This window comes from Pseudomonadota bacterium (assembly GCA_034189865.1).
GTDB lineage: Bacteria > Pseudomonadota > Gammaproteobacteria > UBA5335 > UBA5335 > JAXHTV01.
Genome location: JAXHTV010000012.1, coordinates 1 through 16610, shown reverse-complemented (window position 1 = coordinate 16610; position 16610 = coordinate 1). Strand labels below are relative to the sequence as shown.

At 59.0% G+C, this 16610-nt stretch carries 17 protein-coding genes; 12 read left to right on the top strand and 5 right to left on the bottom strand.

The window, feature by feature from the left end:
* The first annotated feature begins 63 nt into the window (after nucleotides 1–63).
* The 6 genes from lptD (at nucleotide 64) to SVU69_07595 (ending at nucleotide 6808) form a co-directional block, all read left to right on the top strand.
* Nucleotides 64–2277, top strand: coding sequence for an LPS assembly protein LptD (gene lptD / locus SVU69_07620; protein ID MDY6942867.1), 2214 nt, complete (start codon nucleotides 64–66; stop codon nucleotides 2275–2277).
* The gene (locus tag SVU69_07615; protein ID MDY6942866.1) at nucleotides 2270–3580 is read left to right on the top strand and encodes a peptidylprolyl isomerase; all 1311 of its coding nucleotides are present in this window, start codon (nucleotides 2270–2272) and stop codon (nucleotides 3578–3580) included. The genes lptD and SVU69_07615 overlap by 8 nt, the downstream gene beginning before the upstream one ends.
* Nucleotides 3577–4584 (top strand): 4-hydroxythreonine-4-phosphate dehydrogenase PdxA, encoded by a 1008-nt coding sequence (gene pdxA, locus SVU69_07610; protein ID MDY6942865.1) that lies wholly within the window; start codon nucleotides 3577–3579, stop codon nucleotides 4582–4584. Before SVU69_07615 ends, pdxA begins: the two co-directional genes overlap by 4 nt.
* A complete protein-coding gene (gene rsmA / locus SVU69_07605) occupies nucleotides 4581–5360 on the top strand; it encodes a 16S rRNA (adenine(1518)-N(6)/adenine(1519)-N(6))-dimethyltransferase RsmA (GenBank protein MDY6942864.1) in 780 nt (259 codons plus the stop codon). Before pdxA ends, rsmA begins: the two co-directional genes overlap by 4 nt.
* 26 nt (nucleotides 5361–5386) lie before the next feature.
* Nucleotides 5387–5839: a universal stress protein gene (locus SVU69_07600; protein MDY6942863.1), complete on the top strand. Its 453-nt coding sequence runs from the start codon at nucleotides 5387–5389 to the stop codon at nucleotides 5837–5839.
* Nucleotides 5840–5965: 126 nt separating this feature from the next.
* Nucleotides 5966–6808, top strand: a complete 843-nt coding sequence (locus SVU69_07595; GenBank protein MDY6942862.1) for a symmetrical bis(5'-nucleosyl)-tetraphosphatase — start codon at nucleotides 5966–5968, stop codon at nucleotides 6806–6808.
* Between the two features lie 12 nt (nucleotides 6809–6820).
* Here SVU69_07595 and SVU69_07590 read toward each other — a convergent pair whose 3' ends face one another.
* The 3 genes from SVU69_07590 to lgt are packed head-to-tail and all read right to left on the bottom strand — an operon-like array spanning nucleotide 6821 to nucleotide 8963.
* Nucleotides 6821–7327, bottom strand: coding sequence for a dihydrofolate reductase (locus SVU69_07590; GenBank protein ID MDY6942861.1), 507 nt, complete (start codon nucleotides 7325–7327; stop codon nucleotides 6821–6823).
* A 21-nt stretch (nucleotides 7328–7348) separates the two neighbouring features.
* The gene (locus SVU69_07585) at nucleotides 7349–8143 is read right to left on the bottom strand and encodes a thymidylate synthase (protein ID MDY6942860.1); all 795 of its coding nucleotides are present in this window, start codon (nucleotides 8141–8143) and stop codon (nucleotides 7349–7351) included.
* 16 nt (nucleotides 8144–8159) lie between these two features.
* The gene (gene lgt / locus SVU69_07580; protein MDY6942859.1) at nucleotides 8160–8963 is read right to left on the bottom strand and encodes a prolipoprotein diacylglyceryl transferase; all 804 of its coding nucleotides are present in this window, start codon (nucleotides 8961–8963) and stop codon (nucleotides 8160–8162) included.
* A gap of 139 nt (nucleotides 8964–9102) precedes the next feature.
* On the opposite strand from lgt, the gene SVU69_07575 reads away from it, so the two are divergent.
* Complete coding sequence (locus SVU69_07575; protein MDY6942858.1) at nucleotides 9103–10017, top strand: alpha/beta hydrolase; 915 nt, start codon at nucleotides 9103–9105, stop codon at nucleotides 10015–10017.
* Nucleotides 10007–10933, top strand: coding sequence for a glucosaminidase domain-containing protein (locus SVU69_07570; GenBank protein ID MDY6942857.1), 927 nt, complete (start codon nucleotides 10007–10009; stop codon nucleotides 10931–10933). Before SVU69_07575 ends, SVU69_07570 begins: the two co-directional genes overlap by 11 nt.
* A gap of 151 nt (nucleotides 10934–11084) precedes the next feature.
* Here SVU69_07570 and groL read toward each other — a convergent pair whose 3' ends face one another.
* Nucleotides 11085–12725 (bottom strand): chaperonin GroEL, encoded by a 1641-nt coding sequence (groL, locus tag SVU69_07565; protein ID MDY6942856.1) that lies wholly within the window; start codon nucleotides 12723–12725, stop codon nucleotides 11085–11087.
* A 59-nt stretch (nucleotides 12726–12784) separates the two neighbouring features.
* A complete protein-coding gene (groES, locus tag SVU69_07560) occupies nucleotides 12785–13072 on the bottom strand; it encodes a co-chaperone GroES (protein MDY6942855.1) in 288 nt (95 codons plus the stop codon).
* Between the two features lie 170 nt (nucleotides 13073–13242).
* Here groES and cutA point away from each other — a divergent pair, with 170 nt between their 5' ends.
* The 4 genes from cutA to aroQ form a co-directional block, all read left to right on the top strand.
* On the top strand, nucleotides 13243–13569 hold the full coding sequence (gene cutA / locus SVU69_07555; GenBank protein MDY6942854.1) for a divalent-cation tolerance protein CutA: 327 nt from the start codon (nucleotides 13243–13245) through the stop codon (nucleotides 13567–13569).
* 2 nt (nucleotides 13570–13571) lie between these two features.
* The gene (gene dsbD, locus SVU69_07550) at nucleotides 13572–15452 is read left to right on the top strand and encodes a protein-disulfide reductase DsbD (protein MDY6942853.1); all 1881 of its coding nucleotides are present in this window, start codon (nucleotides 13572–13574) and stop codon (nucleotides 15450–15452) included.
* Nucleotides 15449–16027 carry a TlpA disulfide reductase family protein gene (locus SVU69_07545; protein ID MDY6942852.1) on the top strand — a complete coding sequence of 193 codons (579 nt, stop codon included), beginning with the start codon at nucleotides 15449–15451 and terminating at the stop codon, nucleotides 16025–16027. Before dsbD ends, SVU69_07545 begins: the two co-directional genes overlap by 4 nt.
* A gap of 189 nt (nucleotides 16028–16216) precedes the next feature.
* A partial coding sequence (gene aroQ, locus SVU69_07540; protein ID MDY6942851.1) for a type II 3-dehydroquinate dehydratase occupies nucleotides 16217–16610 on the top strand: 394 nt, incomplete at its 3' end.

The following is a 16610-nucleotide window of genomic DNA, read 5'->3' as shown; positions in this document are numbered from 1 at the left end:
CGAAAAGCCTTCGTCCGGCAGGAGCGCAATCTCCGTGGTCGCTCTAGGCAATCTCACGGCCGCATGAAACGCCGCGGCCACCTGCTGTTGCTCGCCTGGTTGATATTTAGCCCGCCGGCGGGCGCCGAACCTCTCGCCTGGTGCGGCACCACCAACCCCTTGGAAAGTCAGCACCTTGGCCTGCCCCCAGCCGATCCGGATCTGACGCGCATTCAGGCGTTTGCCGGCCAGATCGACATGGAAAACGAAGGGCTGGGCCTTTTGACCGGCGATGTACTCATCCAGCGTGGCGACCGTTTCCTGCGCACGGAACAGCTCTACGTCGATCTGGAACATGACCTCATCGAAACCTCAGAATCGCTGAGCTACTTGGGAGAATTTCTAGACGTCCAAGCGCAATCGGCCAAACTCCACCCCAGCTCAGGGGCGGGGCAGTTCACGGATACGGCCTTTTATATCAGGCCGCGGTCAGGACGCGGCACGGCGGTACGGATCGAGCTCGAAGAGCGCGGCGCCATCGGATTGGAAAGCGCCACCTTCACCACCTGCGCAGTGGACGACGAAGCCTGGTATTTGCGGGCCGGCGAGCTGTCTCTCGACCCGGATTCCGGTCGCGGTCAAGCGTGGGGTACCAGCCTCTGGTTTCAAGGCTGGCCGATTCTCTACAGCCCCTATCTACAGTTTCCCATCAGCGATCGTCGAATGAGCGGTTTCCTTGCCCCCAGGCTGGGCAACTCCGACGATACCGGTTTCGATTTAGCCCTGCCGTGGTACTGGAATATCGCACCCAACCAGGATGCCACCTTCACACCCCGCGTCATGAGCAAACGAGGCGCTCAGTTGCAGACGGAATATCGCTATCTGAGCCATTGGGGTCGGGGGATGATCTACAACGAGTATCTCCCGGATGATCGAGATTTCGGCGACGACCGCACGCTGTGGGCTTTTCGCCACCAAGCCCGACCGGCGCGCGACTGGTACGCGGATATCAATCTCACCGAAGTGAGCGACGTACAATACCAGGAAGATCTCGGCAACGGCCTTCGGGACACCAGCTCGCGTTATCTCAATCGCCGGGCCAGCGCCGGCTACGCCGGACCGCAATGGGATCTCTTGCTGCGTGCCCAGGATTTTCAGTTGGTGGATCCGGATTTGGTCAACCAACCCGAGCCCTATCAACGGCTACCCCAGTTGCTGCTGCGAACCCGCCAGCCGGTTTCGCTCATCGGACCGGTAGCCTGGGATCTGTATGCCGAGGCCACCGGGTTCGAAGGCGAAGACCAACTGACGGGCGATCGCGCCGATGTGGAACTCGGCCTTCAGATCCCCTGGGACCGCGGCGGATACTTCGTCATACCGCGGGCGGCCTACCGCTATACCGCTTACGCCTTAGACCAAGCCACCGAAGACAATGGCGATCAACATCCCGATCGGGGCGTACCCAGCGCCAGCCTGGATACCGGCGTGCGCCTGGAACGCGAACGGACCCTTGTCGGCAAATCCTTCATCCAGACCCTGGAGCCGCGGGCTTTCTTCCTATGGGTGCCCGAACGCTCCCAAGACGAGCTGCCCCTGTTCGATACCCGCGCCGGCGAATTCGATTTTGTGCGGCTGTTCGACACCAATCGCTACATCGGTGCCGATCGCATCGGGGACACAGCGCAAGTGAGCACCGCGCTTAGCAGCCGATGGATCGATGCGCGTTCCGGCCGAACCGAGCTGGCGGCCCGTATTGGCCAGATCTACTACTTCGAGGACCGCGAAGTGGCACTGGCGAACGAAACGAATTTGGACCGGTCCTACTCCAACGTGCTGGCCGAATTGGAGGCCGGACAAGACCGACAGATTGGCGGCTACTTTCAGTTAGAATGGAACCCCGATGCCGACCGCCTGACCCGGCAGTTGGCGCAAATTCGTTACCACCCGGACGATGAACGGGTGCTGAATCTGGGCTACCGACTGCGGCGAGATACCCAACAACCACTGGAACAGGTCGATTTGAGTTTCGCCTGGCCCGTGGCCCCGCAATGGCGGGTGGTGGGCCGCTGGAACTACTCGCTGCGTGGTGATCAAAACCTGGAAACGCTAGCCGGCGTGGAGTACCAGAGTTGCTGCTGGGCGCTACGCGTGGCGGCGCGAGAATATGTTCGGGGTGAGGACGGCAAGACCAACGCCGGCGTCTATTTACAACTCGAGCTCAAGGGCCTGGGCGCGCTGGGCAACGATATCGACGAGCTCCTTAATCGAAGTATTTCAGGCTATGGAACGAATGACTAAGCACATCATGGGCCTTATGTTCGCTTTGACGATCGTTGGAGGCACCCTCTCGCCCGCAATGGCTGCACCGCGGGTGCTCGACCGGGTCGTGGCCGTGGTCAACGATGACGTCATCCTGGCCAGCGAACTGGATGATCAAGTTCGAGTAGTGGTCAGCCGCTTGCGCGAAGTCAACGCCCGTATCCCGCCGCAGGCCGACCTGGAACGCCAAGTGCTCGAGCGCATGATTGCCGCCGAAGTGCAAGTCCAGCTGGCACAAAAAACCGGCATTCAGGTCACCGAAGAGAACTTGAACAACGCCATCAGCGGCATTGCCCGCCGCAACGGCATGGGCCTGGATCAGTTCGTTCTGGCCCTGGAGGCCGATGGTATGAACTACGCTGATTTTCGCGAAGGTATCCGGCGTGAAATCAGCATGGAACAGCTGCGGCAGCGGGATGTGGCGCGACGCATCGCCGTGACCGATCGCGAAATCGACAATCTGCTGGAGAACGAGCGGCTCCGTGGTGCGGAAGCCGATATCGAAGTGCGTCTCCAGCACATTCTCATCGCCGCCCCCGAGCGCGCCACGCCCGAACAACTGAAATCCCGTCGGGAAGAAGCGGACCGGCTCCACACCGAGCTGATGGACGGTGCCGATTTCACCCAGGTCGCACTGAGCTACTCCGATGGACAAAACGCTCTGCAAGGAGGCGATTTAGGTTGGCGGCGTGCCAACCAGCTGCCCCGCTTCTTTATGGACGCCGTGGACTCTTTGGCCGTCGGCGATATTACTGAAGTGCTGCGCAGCCCGAACGGATTTCACATCCTGAAGCTCGCCGACCGCCGGGGCAGCACCCAGACCCGCATCGAAGAAACCCGCTCGCGGCACATTCTGATTCAAACCAACGCACTGACCAGTGACAGCCAAGCCAGAATCCAGTTGGGGCAACTGAGAGAACAAATCTCAAGCGGCGCCGATTTCGCCGCGTTGGCGGAACAACACTCGGATGATGCGTCCTCCGCGTCCCGCGGGGGTGAGTTGGGCTGGTTGCCGCCCGGGGTGGTGGTTCCCGAATTTCAACAGGCCATGGACCTTCTGAATCCGGGAGAAATCAGCCCGCCGTTCCGCTCCCAATTCGGCTGGCATATCGTGCAGGTGCTCGAGCGGCGGGAGCGCGACACCACCGAAGAAAGTCAGCGGCTACGCGCCCGACAGATCATCTTTCAGCGCAAATTGGAAGAGGAAACTGCCAACTGGGCCCGGCAGTTGCGGGATGAAGCCTACGTGGAAATCCGCCTGAACCCCGCCGATCAAAGTTGAACGGTTCGCCGACCCGCACGCCACGGATTGTCTTAACTCCTGGGGAGCCAGCAGGTATCGGGCCGGATCTGTGCGTCTTGCTGGCCCAGGACCATCCGCCGTGCGACATCGCGGTCGTGGCAGATCCGGCGCTACTCGGCGAACGAGCCGACCAACTGGGGTTGCCGCTGCAAATCCGCGAACTCAAAGACCATGAACAATCTGGCCCTTCAGCCGCGGGATGTCTTGATGTCATCCCGGTGCCGCTGAAAAACACAACCGTGGCGGGATGTCTCGACCCGAACAACGCGCCTTACGTACTCGCCACACTCGAGCGGGCGGTGACCGGCTGCCTGTCCGGGGAATTCGACGCCATGGTCACCGGGCCGGTACAAAAATCGGTGATCAACGCCGCCGGCATCCCTTTCAGCGGCCATACCGAATGGCTGGCCCAACGGACCGGCGCCCCGCTTCCGGTAATGATGCTCACCTGCCCCGGCTTACGCGTGGCCTTGGTCACCACGCACCTGCCGTTAAAGGACGTTCCCAAGGCCATCACTCCGGAACGTCTGCGCACCACGGTCGAGATTCTTCATCGGGAACTGCAAAGCAAATACCATCTCGACCAACCACGTATTTTGGTCTGCGGGCTCAATCCCCACGCTGGCGAAGACGGGCATCTGGGCGATGAGGAAATCCGGGTGATCCGACCGGTGATCCAACAGCTCGCCGCGGAAGGGTTGAACGTGTTCGGGCCCATGCCCGCCGACACGGCCTTCACGCCTCCGCAGCTGGAAAAATGCGATGTGGTCTTGGCCATGTACCACGACCAAGGCCTGACGGTCTTGAAGCACAAAGGCTTCGGGGATGCGGTAAACGTCACCCTCGGGCTGCCGTTGATCCGCACCTCGGTGGACCACGGCACCGCCCTCGACTTGGCCGGCACCGGCGGAATTGACCCCGGTAGCCTGCGGGCGGCCGTTGCCGAAGCCGTCCGCTGCGCCCAGGGACGCTTGCCCGCATGAACCGACCACGCAAACGATTCGGACAGAATTTCCTGCATGATGCCGCGGTCATCGAACGCATCGTTCGTGCGATTAACCCAAGGCCAGACCAGGCCGCGGTAGAGATCGGCCCAGGACGCGCGGCCATCACCGTGCCGCTGCTGGCCGCCTTCGGCGAACTGGACGTCATTGAAATCGATCGGGATCTGGTCGCCGCCTTAAGAAACCGTTTCCCGCCTGGCTCCAAACTGCGCGTCCATGAAAACGACGCCCTGCGCTTCGATTTCCGCGAGCTGGCGAAAGAACGAGGCCAAAAGCTGCGCGTGATCGGCAACTTGCCCTACAACATTTCCACCCCACTGCTTTTTCACTTGCTCGATCAGGCCGATGCCATCGAGGACATGCACTTGATGTTGCAAAAAGAAGTGGTCGACCGAATGGCAGCTCGCACGGGCCAGAAGGCTTACGGACGGCTGACGGTCATGTTGGCTCAGTGCTGCCGGGTGGAATCGCTGTTCACCGTGGGACCGGGGGCGTTCAAGCCGCCGCCGAAGGTGGAATCGGCGGTCGTCCGGGTGATCCCGCTGGAGCCACCGCCGCTTTCGGTACGCGATCATGAGCGATTTGCGCGAATCGTCAACCAGGCGTTCTCACAGCGGCGCAAAACCCTGCGTAATGCGGTCAAAGGCTTGGCATCGGAAGCCATGATCGAAGCCGCGGGGCTGAAACCGACCGTTCGCCCTGAACAAGTCACCCCCGAACAGTTTGCGCAGCTGGCAGATATCGCCGTACCCTGAATCGAGTCTCTCGGGAGGAGCGATCGATGATGAGCGCCTACTCACATATCCTGCTGGCACTGGATATGTCACCCGACAGCCTGGCTGTCGGCAAACGAGCAGCCGCGTTGGCCAGACGCTGCGGTGCCCGACTGACTTTGCTCCATGTCACCGAGTATTTGCTCACCGATCCCGCCGCCGAATCTCTGCTGCCGGACGTCGGCCTGCCGCCGGCTGAGCTTCTGGAAGCGGAACAATCGCGCTTACGGGACATGGCCCAAGCCATAGGATTTGCCGAAGCGAATTGCCTGATACGGCTCGGCAGCGTGAAACAGCAACTCATTGAAACGGCGAGAGAACTGGCGGCAGATCTGATCGTCATCGGCCGGCACGAACGACATGGCCTGGCCGTATTGTTCGGCCACACGGAAGATGCCGTACTACACGGTGCGCCCTGTGATGTCTTGGCGGTGTTGCCGACCACGCATCGACCCGTCTAACGGCACTGGTTCACGCCGTTTTTAGCGAAAACTCGCCGAGAGATCGACGCAAATAGCGGCATGGTGTTTCTTTCCGTCGTTGCACGCCGGCAACGCTAACCTGGGACGATTGAGCAAACAACGAGCATGGCCGTTTACGCGATAGGCGATATACAAGGTTGTTTCGACGAGCTCCAAGCATTGTTGGACCGCGTGACCTTCGACCCTTCGGTCGATCGGATCTGGTTAACCGGGGATCTGGTCAACCGAGGCCCCCAGTCCCTTGAAACACTCCGTTTTGTCAAAGCCCTGGGTGATTCGGCAATCACGGTGCTTGGAAACCACGATCTCCATCTGCTGGCGCTGGATCAAGGCTTCGGCGGGGACAAGGAAAACCCGACCTTACGCCCTATCCTCGATGCCCCCGACCGAGCGGAGTTGATGACTTGGCTCCGTTATCGCCCGTTATTGCATCACGACGCCGAACTCGGTTTCACGATGGTCCATGCCGGCTTGCCCCCGGCGTGGGATTTGCCCACGGCCATGGCGTGTGCGGCGGAAGTCGAGCGGGTCCTGCGCTCAGACGGCGCCCCAAAATTCTTGCGAAAAATGTACGGAAACAAGCCGAAACAGTGGCGTTCCGATCTTAGCGGCACCTCGCGGTTGCGCTACATTACCAATGCGTTTACCCGCATGCGATTCGTAGACCCGAATGGACGTCTGGACCTGCGCTACAAGGGCGCACCGGGCACTCAACCTTCCGAATTGGTGCCGTGGTTTCAAATTCCGAACCGACGAAGCCGGGATCTGAAGATTGTATTCGGACACTGGTCGACCTTGGGTACGGTTGATGCCCCCGGCGTTTATGCCCTGGATACGGGATGCCTGTGGGGCGGGGAACTGACCGCCTTGCGCCTGGACTCGGATACCAGCCCACCGCCGGCGACCTGCATCCGCTGCCAAGCGAAACAACCCCCTGGGGACGACTGAACGCGCTAACGCTTAATCTTTTTGAGCGGAGCGTCGCTCGAACACCACGAAGGACAGGGCGAAAGGATTGCGATCGTCCGCAGCGCGGTCCGTTCGTTGGATTTCCTGCCATTGCTCGCGGTCGATGGCCGGGAACCGCGTGTCAGCCACGACTTCGGTCGCGACCTCGGTGACGTAAAGACGGTCGGCCCGACCGAGAAATGCCTGGTAGACAGCCGCGCCACCGATCACCATGGCTTCCTCCGTACCGCTTTGGGCCGCACAGGCGAGGGCCGCCTCCGGTGTGGCAACCACCTCACAGCCGGGTGCGGTATAGGCGGGGTTACGGGTCAGCACGACGTTGAGCCGCCCGGGCAAGGGGCGACCGATGGATTCATAGGTGCGCCGCCCCATGATGATGGGTTTGCCCATCGTCACCCGCTTGAAATAGGCCAAATCCGCGGGCAAGTGCCAGGGCAATGCACCCTCCCGGCCGATGCCCCGCTGCCGGTCCATGGCCACCACCAACGCTACATGCACCTGGAGCTCCCATACCTCATGTCAAACCGCCACAGGCGCTTTGATGGCCGGGTGAGATTGGTAATCCACCAGTTCGAAGTCTTCAAAACAAAAATCCGATAGGTTGGTCACCGCTGGGTTGATGCGCATTTGCGGCAACGGCAACGGCTCACGCTGCAACTGGGTATCGACCTGCTCGAGATGGTTGAGATAAATGTGCGCATCCCCAAAGGTGTGGACGAACTCGCCCGGCGCGAGTTCACAGACCTGCGCCACCATCATCGTCAACAGGGCATACGATGCAATGTTGAACGGCACACCGAGGAACAGGTCGGCGCTGCGCTGATAGAGCTGGCATGACAAACGGCCATCGGCCACATAAAACTGAAACAGCGTGTGGCAAGGCTGAAGCGCCATGCGGTCAAGATCGGCCACGTTCCAGGCACTGACCAACAAGCGTCGAGAATCCGGGGTGTTCTGAATGTCGCGCACCACCTCGGCCAACTGGTCGATATGGCGACCGTCGGGGGTCGGCCACGACCGCCATTGATGGCCGTAGATCGGCCCCAAATCGCCGTTTTCATCTGCCCATTCGTCCCAGATCGTCACCCCGTTGTCGCGGAGATAGCCGATATTGGTGTCACCACGAATAAACCAGATCAGTTCGTGAATGATGGATTTGAAATGAAGTTTTTTGGTCGTAACCGCGGGAAATCCGGCCGACAAATCAAAGCGCATTTGGTATCCGAAAACACTGAGCGTTCCGGTACCGGTGCGATCCGTCTTGCGAGTACCGTGACGGCGCACATGTTTCAACAGTTCCAAATACTGCTGCATAATTTCGATAGCATCCCTACGAGGTTGACGCGACACCTGAGCGGGCCCGGGCATAGGCCACGATCATAAAGATGCACCCCGCGGCGATCATGGGCGCGCTGAGTAGCTGACCCATGGTGAGCCACTGCCCCCATAAAAACCCCAAATGGGCATCAGGTTCGCGCGCGAACTCCACCATGAAACGGAAAAAACCGTACAAGATGAGAAACAGACCGGAGACAGCCATCATCGGACGCGGCTTGGCCGAGTACCACCAAAGCACCACGAATAAGACCAGTCCTTCTAAACCGGCCTCGTAAAGCTGCGACGGATGGCGGGGTTCCGGTCCGGCCATGGGAAAAACCATACCCCACGGCAGATCGGTGGGACGACCCCATAGCTCCGCATTGATAAAGTTGCCGATCCGGCCGAATCCCAGTCCGATAGGTACCAGGGGGGCCACGAAATCGGTGGTCTGGAAAAATCTCACCCCGGCGACACGGGAAAACCAGATCGCAGCGATCAACACGCCAATGAGCCCACCGTGAAAGGACATACCGCCTTCCCAGATGCGGATAATGATCGATGGATCGGAAAGCAGACGCTGGAAATCGTAAAACAACACATAACCTAGCCGGCCACCGATGATGACCCCCAGTGCCACCCAGGTGACCAGATCCCCCACCTGCTCGGGAGTGAAAGGGCTATCGGAACGGCGGGCACGATATCGACCCAACCACCAACCGGCCAGGAAACCGATAACATACATTAACCCATACCATCGTACGGACAGCGGGCCGATTTGAATGGCGACGGGATCAATTTGCGGATAGGACAACATGGGCGCTCATGGTAACACGCGGTCGATGGCAAACTGGAGTCATCGGTGATACCGGTTGCCCCCTCGTGGCGAGTCTGCTTTAAATAGACTCTCAAACAATCCCGGCCCCAATGAGACATTCCGGGGCAAAGGACAGCCTGTGCGTAGCAACGAAGCCAAAAACTGCTCCACAGCATCGGGAAATACTCGCTATTTTGACATCGGCCAAGGTCGGCCGCTGATCCTGATGCATGGGTTCCCAGACACGCCCCATACTTTCGAGGCATCTGTCACAGCTTTCGGGCAGGCCGGCTATCGCTGCCTGATCCCGTACATGCCCGGCTACGGCGGTTCCGATCTCCCGGGAGGGGATGACGCTTCACTGCTGTCGATGGCCCAACAACTGGACGATTGGCTCGCCCAGGTTGTGCCGGGGGAATCGGTCGCGCTCTGCGGTCATGACTGGGGCTCGATCCTGGCGCAAACCCTGGCGGGCATCCATCGACAACGTGAGACGAATCCGTACCACATTGATCGCGTGATCCTGGCGGCCGTTCCGCCGCTGCGACGCTTCGTCAGGAACATCAATATCCGCCAGATCGTGCGGTCGCGATACATGTATTATTTTCAGTTGCCCGGGGTCACCCGTCGTATTCGTCAAGGCGACCTCGCCTATATCCGAACGCTTTGGCGACGATGGTCACCCGGTCTCCCTGCGGACCACCCTCAAATCGAGCGCGTCGCCCAACAGCTCCAGGAACCGATGATCCTGGAGCAAGCAGTCGCCTACTACCGCTTTTTGCTGAATCCGGCGAAACTCTTTTTTCAATCTCAATGGCGCGCTCAGTTCCGGATTCTTTTTTCCCGTAAGCCGTTGCCGGCATTGATTATCGTCGGCGAACAGGACGATTGTATCGGCCCGGAAATGTATGTTGGGGGGGCACGGGATTTCCCTCATCCGCTCAGCCGCGAAGTGGTGCTGAGCCAGGCCGGGCATTTCTTGCATCTGGAACAACCGGCGGCCTTTCATCGCGCCGTACTCGAGTTCTTGGAGGCCTCGCCCGATGCAGCATGAGCCGGACCCGATACCCCAGGCGATACCCCGTCTCTCGGCGCTGATGATGCTCATGGCCACCGCAACCATGGTCTATGCGATTGCGCCTCATCCCGGCAAGTCTCCCGACGCTTTGGAGATGCCATCCGACCACCAATCACCGACGAGACCGGAACCTGTCCCCACGGTCCGTGCCACGCAGCGGGTCCTGGCCTCAGCCCCCCAAAAAACCCCTAGATTCGCGGCGCTCACTTCGACCCGTCAACGAAAAGCGCTTTTCTTCGCCTACCTTTACGGCCACATCAAACACGTTAACACCGACCTATTGAGCGACCGCGCGCGGCTGCGCCGATTGAGCGAACAAGCCACGCTGAGCGGTCACGATCTGAAATGGCTGAACGCCCTGGCTCATCGTTACAAACTGGGCACAGTCGACTGGAATGACCACCAGGCGTGGAACCAACTCATGATGCGGGTGGATATGGTTCCTCCCTCCATTGCCTTAGCCCAAGCAGCCAACGAGTCGGCCTGGGGAACATCCCGGTTCGCCCGCGAAGGAAACAACTATTTCGGCCAATACTGCTATCGGCCCGGATGCGGCCTCACGCCGGCGGCACGCCCGGAAGATGCCCGCTACCAGCTCGCTCGATATCCCAGCGCCGCCGCTTCGGTTCGATCTTACATTCACAACCTCAATACGCACCGGGCCTACGAGACGTTTCGGGCCGAACGCCGACGCCTGCGAAACGCCGGCCAGTTTCTCAGTGGACCGGCGTTGGCACCCGGCCTCTCCCGCTATTCAGAACGGTCGAGTGCGTACATCCGCGATATTCTTCGACTCATCCGCGACAATAAACTGGTCGAATACGATGCCATGCGTTGGTGTCTGGATGGCCACAGCCTCGCCTGCCCCATCGCAGGCAACTGGGCCGCATAGCGTGAACAGATGACGGAAGCGCCGGGCTACGGTAGCCCTACGTGAGGGGTGGAATAGCGACTGTGGAGGTGCGCGTCAGCGCAGACTCTGAATAAGAAAAGGCGCCCAGCCGAAGCCAGGCGCCTTCCCAATCAAGGCGAAAAGCCGGATCTTAGAAATCCATGCCGCCCATATCCGGCATTCCGCCGCCGGGCATTGGCATATCTTTCTCTTCTTTAGGCTCTTCGGCGACCATGCACTCGGTGGTCAACATCAGCGAAGCTACCGATGCGGCGTTCTGCAACGCGGTGCGGGTCACTTTGGCCGGATCGATGATACCCATTTCGATCATATCGCCATATTCGCCGGTAGCGGCATTGTAACCGAAGGCGCCATCGGCCTCGGCGACTTTGTTCAGCACAACGGCAGCATCATCGCCGGCATTGGTCACGATCTGACGCAGCGGCTCTTCAATTGCCCGCAGGGCGATGGACACACCGACGTTTTGATCGTCGTTGTCGCCCTTCACACCGCTCACTGCAGCTTTGACACGGACCAAGGCAACGCCACCGCCGGGCACTACGCCTTCTTCCACCGCCGCACGGGTGGCGTGCAAAGCATCTTCCACACGTGCTTTCCTCTCTTTCATTTCCACTTCGGTCGCGGCACCGACTTTGATCACGGCCACACCGCCGGCCAGTTTGGCCATGCGTTCCTGCAGCTTTTCACGATCGTAGTCCGAGGTCGCTTCGTCGATTTGGCGACGGATCTGATCGATACGGCCTTCGATATCTTCCTTACGGCCCGCACCATCGACGATGGTGGTGTTCTCTTTATTGACCTGGATCTTCTTGGCGTTACCCAGGTCGTCCAAAGACACCTTCTCAAGGCTCAAGCCGACTTCTTCGGAAATCACCTGACCACCGGTCAGCACGGCCATGTCTTGCAGCATGGCTTTGCGACGATCACCAAAGCCTGGCGCCTTCACGGCACAGACCTTGACGATACCGCGCAGATTGTTGACAACCAAGGTGGCCAGCGCTTCGCCTTCCACGTCTTCGGCGACGATCAACAAAGGACGGCTGGATTTGGCGACGGCTTCCAGCGTCGGCAGCATTTCGCGAATGTTGGAGATTTTCTTGTCATACAAGAGGATGTAAGGATCATCCAGCTCGCAGGACATACTCTCCTGGTTGTTGACGAAGTAAGGGGACAGGTAGCCGCGGTCGAACTGCATACCCTCGACCACTTCCAACTCGTTCTCCAGACCCGAGCCCTCTTCGACGGTGATCACACCCTCTTTGCCAACCTTTTCCATGGCCTTGGCGATGAGTTCGCCGATCACGGTGTCAGCGTTGGCGGAGATGGAACCGACCTGAGCGATGGCTTTCTGGTCGTTACACGGCTTGGCGAGCTTCTTGATCTCTTCGACCGCCTGGACGACGGCTTTATCGATACCACGTTTCAGGTCCATGGGGCTGATACCGGCGGCAACAGCTTTCATACCTTCGCGCATCAGGGCCTGAGCCAACACGGTTGCGGTGGTCGTGCCGTCACCGGCGACATCGGAAGTCTGGGAAGCGACCTCCTTGACCATCTGCACACCCATATTTTCAAAACGATCTTTCAGTTCGATCTCTTTCGCGACAGAAACACCGTCTTTGGTGACCGTCGGCGCGCCGAAGCTCTTTTCCAACACTACGTTGCGGCCTTTCGGTCCCAGCGTCACTTTGACGGCGTTGGCCAGAACGTTGACACCTTTTACCATGCGCGCGCGGGCGTCTTCGGCAAACTTGATTTGTTTCGCAGCCATTATCGACTTCCTCTCTGAAATCCTGCGTTAATCTGGTAGGAATCTATGCAGCGGGCAGCCTAGTCGATGACGCCCATGATGTCGTCTTCGCGCATCACCAGGACATCTTCGCCTTCGACCTTGATCTCCGTGCCGGCATATTTGGCGAACAGGACGCTATCACCGACCTTCACATCCAGCGGCAGCACTTCACCATTTTCCAAACGCTTGCCATTGCCTACAGCAAGCACTTCGCCACGAATCGGCTTCTCCGCTGCGGAATCAGGAATCACAATCCCGCCCGGGGAAGTGCGCTCTTCTTCCAAACGCTTCACAACCACCCGGTCATGCAAAGGACGAATTTTCATGAATGCTCTCCTTAAACTGCTACCATCGCGTAGTATTGACTCGGTCGAGGACACGTTAGCACTCACCTCGAGTGACTGCTAATAATAGTGACTAATCCGACCGAGTCAAGTGCACCAGTGAACGCGACGCAGTACAATGCACGCCGAGATAACACGCGTCATTTAATTGCATGAAACATGCTCATCTGCTGGTCCTTTGCAATTGCCCGGATGGCGATACCGCTGAAACGATCGCCGAGACGGTGGTCGCCCTGGGCTTGGCAGCCTGTGTGACCATCACGCCGGATGTAAAATCGGTCTACCGCTGGCAGGGTCGAGTCGAGACAGAATCGGAGTATTCGCTGACCATCAAGACAACCACCACCGCTTACCAAGAATTGGAGCGGACACTTTTCGAGGCCCATCCTTACGATGTGCCGGAAATTATCGCCATTCCCATCGTCGCCGGGCTGCCCGAGTACTTGGCGTGGATAGACGAGTCGACGACTTCCCGTTAGTTATGAGCCACATCACGAAAACCCTCGTTCGCCTTCACTTTGCGTGGATGCTTTGTTTAACGCTTGTCCATGCCCCAGCAGCAATCGGACAGGAGCGGTTCACCATAGGCGTTCTCAACGATCTGTTCGCCGCGGAAGAACAAGCACCCCGGCAATTTCTGACCCCCGATGAAGCTTTCCGGCTTGAATCAGAAGCGATGTCGGACGGTACGCTCCTTGCCCGATGGATCATTGAACCGGGTTATTACCTTTACCAGGAACAACTGGGCGCCGAGCAAGACGGGCAGGACCTGATCGCAATGGGTCGGGTCGAGATCCCGTCGGGCAAGCCAAAAACAGACGAATACTTCGGCGAAACTCACATTTACACCGATCTGCTGGAAATCCGCATCCAGCCCATCGCCGGCGCGGGCCCGATCACCTTGACCTATCAAGGCTGTGCAGACGGCGGTATCTGTTATGCCCCTCAAGAACAGATCATCGAACTCGAACGTCTGACGACCACCGCCCCGACAGCGCCTGCGGGGTCAACCGAGCCAACAGCGCCTTTCGTCTCCGAACAAGACCGCTTGGTGGAAGTGATCGCGTCCACCCAACTCGGGCTGATCGCGATGACCTTCTTCGGCTTGGGGTTGCTGCTGGCGTTTACACCCTGTGTTTTACCGATGGTGCCGATTTTGTCTGCCGTCATCGTCGGGGCTCAAACACAAGAACGTTCGACCGCCCGAGCACTGAGCCTGTCGCTGGCCTACGTGCTGGCCATGGCGCTGGCCTATACGGCAGCCGGGATTTTCGCCGGGCTGTTCGGCGCGAACCTCCAGGCCTTTGCCCAGCACCCGGCTGTTCTCATCGGATTCTCGGCAATTTTCGTCGCCTTGGCCTTATCCATGTTCGGGCTCTATGAGCTGCAACTGCCTGGTGCCATTCGGGATCGCGTGGATTCGCTCAGCCGCCGGCAGCACGGCGGCACACTCACAGGCGCCGCCGTGATGGGGCTGCTCTCCGCCCTGATCGTGGGCCCTTGCCTGGCACCGCCACTGGCAGGCGCCCTGATCTACATTGGACAAAGCGGGGATGCCGTGCTGGGAGGATTAGCCCTGTTTTCCCTGTCACTGGGCATGGGCGTTCCTCTGATTGTGGTGGGCGTTTCCACGGGCGGCTTTTTGCCCAAGGCTGGCCCCTGGATGGAAACGGTCAAGGCCGCCTTTGGCGTCTTGCTGCTAGGCGTTGCAATCTGGCTCCTGCAGCGTATCATTCCGGCCGAGATCAGCCTGCTGTCTTGGGGCGGCTTGGCGATCGCGACCGCGCTCTTGCTTGGCGCCTTCCGTAGCGCCACTGATACCACGCCCTTGCAAAAACTCATTCAGGGGCTGGGTTTGTCGACATTCGTTTACGGCGTCATTTTGATCATCTCAGCCGCGAGCGGTGGCGACCGTTTGCAAACGCCACTGGCCCACCTGCGTGCCCCGTCCGATCAGTCGGCAACACTAAACGAAGTTGAATTTGTCCCGATCAAGTCATTTGCGGACCTTCAGCGCGAAATCACACGCGCAAGCAGCGAAAGCAGATACGCGATACTGGACTTTTACGCCGACTGGTGTGTGGACTGCATTAAGATGGAGCGGGAAACCTTTAACAACCCCGAGGTCGCGAGTTTGTTGTCGTCGTTCCGGCTTCTCCAAGCTGACGTCACACGCAATGACGCAACGGATCGAGAGCTGATGCGGCAACTGGATGTCATTGGCCCGCCCACCTTACTGATCTTCAATCAACGGGGCGATGAACTCCCCAACTACCGGATTTTAGGTTTTATGGAACCGAACGAATTCGTCCGCCACCTCCGGGAGGCAACCCGCGCTGACAGCAATCGGCGGACCCCGTGATTCATATCGTGCGAGGCATTTTAATTGGTTTCTTACTGGCGCTTGCCGGTGGCGCCGGAGCGTTTACTTATTACTACGTGGCCGGAGAAGGTGGCGGATCATCCACCACCGCACTTCCCAATAAGGCACCGAAATTCACCTTACCTGACCTGGACGGGCGTGATCGCAGCTCAACCGAATGGGAAGGAAAGATTCTGATCGTGAATTTTTGGGCAACATGGTGCGCCCCATGCCGCAAAGAAGTGCCCTTGTTGATCGACGCCTACAAACGATATGCCGATCGTGACGTCGTGGTCATCGGCGTTGCAGTCGATCGCGCAGAACCGGTAAAAAAATTTGCCGCTGAGCTGAAGATCAATTACCCCATACTGCTGGCGACCAAAACCGGATTCAAACTGGCGACCGCCTTCGGAAATCGCTCCAATGGGATTCCATACACTGTCATCGTCGCACCGGATGGAAGCCTATTCGATAGCCACACCGGGCTGCTGGACCAATCCGATCTTGACGGCTGGCTTGAGGCCATTGTTCCGATCACCGCCCGGCCCGCCGCTCAATCCCCCGCCACTCCATGAGCGGCTACGAGTATTGAAACTCGCACGGCGCCCATGCAAAATAGCGTGAAATTCGCTGCTGTTACGTTGCGTTTTTCTGCCAATTCCAGCGATTTCGCGAACTTTTTCCGAAATTCATGGCGGCCGCAAACGTACCTGTAGCATACAAACCACCAACGCGAACTCGATCCGGGTATTCGAATCGTTCACATGGCCAAACTATTGCTGCTAAACGGACCAAACCTGAATTTGCTGGGTAACCGGGAAACAGCCACATATGGTCATACGGACCTGGCAACCATCGAAACCCGCTTGTCCCAACAGGCCCAAGCGGCCGGCCATGAGCTCATCTGCTTCCAAAGCAACGCCGAACACGAGTTGGTCGAGCGGGTTCATCGGGCACGAGATGAACGGGTGGCATTCATACTGATCAATCCCGCTGCGTTTACCCATACCAGCGTCGCCATCCGGGACGCCTTGCTAGCAGTGGCTGCGCCGTTCATCGAGATTCATCTCTCCAATATTTACGCCCGCGAACCCTTTCGCCGACAATCCTATTTTTCGGATATTGCTGCCGGCGTCATATCCGGACTGGGCGCCCACG

Coding starts and splice junctions, on each gene's coding strand:
- lptD (MDY6942867.1), top strand. CDS start 64: ATGAAACGCCGCGGCCACCTGCTGTTGCTCGCCTGGTTGATATTTAGC.
- SVU69_07615 (MDY6942866.1), top strand. CDS start 2,270: ATGACTAAGCACATCATGGGCCTTATGTTCGCTTTGACGATCGTTGGA.
- rsmA (MDY6942864.1), top strand. CDS start 4,581: ATGAACCGACCACGCAAACGATTCGGACAGAATTTCCTGCATGATGCC.
- SVU69_07600 (MDY6942863.1), top strand. CDS start 5,387: ATGATGAGCGCCTACTCACATATCCTGCTGGCACTGGATATGTCACCC.
- SVU69_07595 (MDY6942862.1), top strand. CDS start 5,966: ATGGCCGTTTACGCGATAGGCGATATACAAGGTTGTTTCGACGAGCTC.
- SVU69_07585 (MDY6942860.1), bottom strand. CDS start 8,143: ATGCAGCAGTATTTGGAACTGTTGAAACATGTGCGCCGTCACGGTACT.
- lgt (MDY6942859.1), bottom strand. CDS start 8,963: ATGTTGTCCTATCCGCAAATTGATCCCGTCGCCATTCAAATCGGCCCG.
- SVU69_07570 (MDY6942857.1), top strand. CDS start 10,007: ATGCAGCATGAGCCGGACCCGATACCCCAGGCGATACCCCGTCTCTCG.
- groL (MDY6942856.1), bottom strand. CDS start 12,725: ATGGCTGCGAAACAAATCAAGTTTGCCGAAGACGCCCGCGCGCGCATG.
- groES (MDY6942855.1), bottom strand. CDS start 13,072: ATGAAAATTCGTCCTTTGCATGACCGGGTGGTTGTGAAGCGTTTGGAA.
- cutA (MDY6942854.1), top strand. CDS start 13,243: ATGAAACATGCTCATCTGCTGGTCCTTTGCAATTGCCCGGATGGCGAT.
- dsbD (MDY6942853.1), top strand. CDS start 13,572: ATGAGCCACATCACGAAAACCCTCGTTCGCCTTCACTTTGCGTGGATG.